The organism is Mycobacterium sp. (assembly GCF_035653355.1).
Lineage (GTDB): Bacteria > Actinomycetota > Actinomycetes > Mycobacteriales > Mycobacteriaceae > Mycobacterium.
Genome location: NZ_DASRBZ010000138.1, coordinates 1 through 2,931 on the forward strand (window position 1 = coordinate 1; position 2,931 = coordinate 2,931).

At 64.7% G+C, this 2,931-nt stretch carries 1 protein-coding gene, 2 pseudogenes and 1 other annotated feature; all 3 genes and pseudogenes read right to left on the reverse strand.

Annotation, left to right across the window (positions count from 1 at the left end):
* Window positions 1–678 (reverse strand): annotated as a pseudogene (locus VFA16_RS04520) (alpha/beta hydrolase); the annotation flags it as partial.
* 30 nt (window positions 679–708) lie between these two features.
* A protein-coding gene (locus VFA16_RS04525; RefSeq protein WP_324966661.1) for an IS3 family transposase occupies window positions 709–1,973 on the reverse strand; the annotation gives its coding sequence in 2 pieces (ribosomal slippage) (window positions 709–1,667 and window positions 1,667–1,973; 1,266 coding nt in all).
* Window positions 1,540–1,671 (reverse strand) — a sequence feature (AL1L pseudoknot). It overlaps the preceding gene by 132 nt.
* A 53-nt stretch (window positions 1,974–2,026) precedes the next feature.
* Window positions 2,027–2,931: pseudogene (locus VFA16_RS04530) on the reverse strand (gamma-glutamyltransferase family protein); the annotation flags it as partial.

Genomic DNA, 2,931 nt, shown 5'->3' on the forward strand with positions numbered 1-2,931 from the left:
GGGCACGGTGGCCGGGCCAGTGCCCAGGTGGGTGAAATGGGGATTTGTTGCCGGGTTGGTGCCGAACTGGCCGGCGCCAGTTGCTTCGGCGCCGTCAAGGGCACCCTCCGCGATCACGTTAAACGGGAATGGGAGCAATGAGGCGCCAGCATGGGCAAGGGGTGGTGCGTCATACACGCGTTGGATGGGGTCGTCCGGGGCTTCCATGGCGTAGACGTGCCCGGGCTGAAGACGCAGCTGTTGTGGTGTGGAGGCTTCGATGCCGGGCGAACCGTAGAAGAGGGCGTCGGCGACCCCGTGGTTGCCGGGCTCTTGCAGCGCGAGACCGGTGGTAAGTGAGCCGTAGGAATGCCCGATCGCGGTTAAATGCGCTGGTGCGCCTTGGTGGGCGGCACCCAACCCGTAATAGAAATGGGCCAGGCTACGCGCGCCAGCTTTGGCGAGGTCGTCGTGGCTGACGTCCCACCCACCCGCAAGTGATTTGCCCAGATCATCCCAGCCGGGCACTTGCGGAGTGTCATAACCGATCCACGCAATCGCCGAAACACTGTCGTATTCGTGCCCAGGTGCGAAGCCAAGCTGTCGAAGTGCTTCTGTCCTTAGGTTTGTTGCTTCCTCGACCATGCTGCCGATGCTGCCATGCACTGTCGTGTTGAGGCCCGGCGTAGTTACCGAAATGAACCGCCCTGGGTTCGATGGAGGCTCGGTTTATCGGATTCCGACCAGGGGTTGGTCGGTCCGTCTGCCAGCGTAGAACGCGGCCTCGAACTCTGCAGGCGGTAGGTCGCCGAGGTAGCCGTGCAGCCGGGTCGTGTTGTGCCAGTGCACCCAGCTCAGGGTGGCCAGCTCGACGTCTTCGACGGTCTTCCACGGACCCTCGCGGGCGGGTCCGTAGATCAGCTCGGCCTTGTAGTAGCCGTTGACGGTCTCAGCCAGAGCGTTGTCGTAGCTGTCGCCGACCGTGCCGATCGAGGGCACCGCGCCGATCTCAGCAAGGCGCTCGGTGTAGCGAATCGAGGTGAACTGGCTGCCGGCATCGGAGTGACATCGCAAGCCCGCCAACACAGTTCCGCGCGACCAGCGGGCCATCTCAATGGCATCGAGGACCATCGTGGTGCGCATGTTCGAGGCCACCCGCCAGCCGACGATCATCCGGCTGAACACGTCGATGATGAAACAGACGTAGGCCACCCCGGCCCAGGTGGCCACGAACGTCAGATCGGTCACCCACAGCTGGTTTGGCCCATCGGCGGTGAAGTTCCGCTTGACCAGGTCCGGGTGGCGTTGGGCACCTTCTTCAGGTCGGGTGGTGCGGACTTTCTTGCCGCGGCGCACCCCCCGGATACCTTCGGCGCGCATCAGCCGCGCCACCTGGTCGCGGCCGATGTCGTGGTCGGCCCGGCGGGCGGCTTTGTGCAGCTTGCGGGCACCGTAGACGCAGTAGTTGTCCTCCCAGAGCTTGACCAGCGCCGGAGCCATGACCGCATCCCGGCAGGCTCGTTTCGACGGTGTGCGTTTCTTGGCGGCGTAGTAGGTGCTCGGGGCCACCGACACGCCTGCGCTGCGCAGGACGGTGCAGATGGGCTCGACCCCGAACTCGGCTCGGTTGACGTCGATGAACTCGACTATTTCTTGTGTTGGCGGTCGAGCTCCGCCCCGAAGAAACTGGCTGCTCGTTTCAGTATCTCGTTGGCGCGCTTGAGTTCTCGATTCTCCTGTTCGAGTTCCTTCATGCGCCGCGCTTCGGTTGTCGACATCCCTGGCTGATAGCCGTCATCGATGTCGGCCTGGCGCACCCAGGTCCGCACCGACTCCACCCCGTAGCCAAGCTGATCGGCGACCCGGGCGACAACGCCGTGGTCGCTACCCAATTCCGCCCGTAATGTCCGGACCATCCGTACCGCTCCGGCCTTCTGCTCGGCGCTGTAGCGGCGACTCGTCGGCTTGCTCGGCGGTGACTGTTTCTTCGGCATGACTCCATCCTCGATTCCAAGGTCTGGAGCCTCCACCATTTCCAGGGCGATTCATCGGCCGCGGTGAGATACACTGTGCCGCCGCTCGGCGTTCCCGCGAACGCCGGCTTGGCCCGTTTCGGGTCGATCAGCGCCGCACGGTGCTTCAGGTACTCGCGGTCGAGCAGCTTCTCCGGGCGCAGCGGCATGTGGTCGATGTCGGCGACATAGGCGTGCGCGTCGGCGAAGGCCAGCTTGAGTGCTTCGATCTGCAGATGCAGACTGTCAGCGGAATCTACTGGAGCAGAATCCATCTCGAACTGTTCGAGAATGCCCAACGCGATTAAGGCGACGATTCCCTGGCCGTTGGGTGGGATCTCGTGGATGGTGTAGCCGCGGTAGGAACCGCTGATTGTGCCGACCCAGTCGGCGCGGTGAGCGGCGAGGTCGCTGGCCCGCATGGCGGCGCTGTTGGCCGCCGCATGGGCCTCCAGCTGCGCCGCCAGCTCTCCACGATAAAACGCCGCACCGGTGGTGGCGGCGATCTTCTCAAGCGTGGCGGCATGATCGGGAAACGTCACGAGCTCACCAGCCTTCGGGGCGCGGCCGCCGGGCATGAACACGTCGGCGAACCCCGGCTGGTCCCGGAACAGTGGCACCTGACCTGCCCACTGCGCGGCGACTGTCGGCGAAACGAGAAAACCATTGCGGGCGTAGGCAATTGCTGGCTCAAAAAGCCGCGCAAAGGGCAGTCGACCGAAGTTGGCGTGCAGCTCCACCCAACCCGACACCGCGCCGGGCACGGTGACCGAATCCCAGCCAAACGGCGGGACACCGCGGTTGCCGAAGTATTCGGGTGTCCAAGCGGTGGGGGATCGGCCCGACGCGTTGAGCCCGTGCAGACGGTGGCCATCCCAGACGATGGCGAAGGCGTCCGAGCCGATCCCGTTGGAGACCGGTTCCACCACCGTGAGGGTGA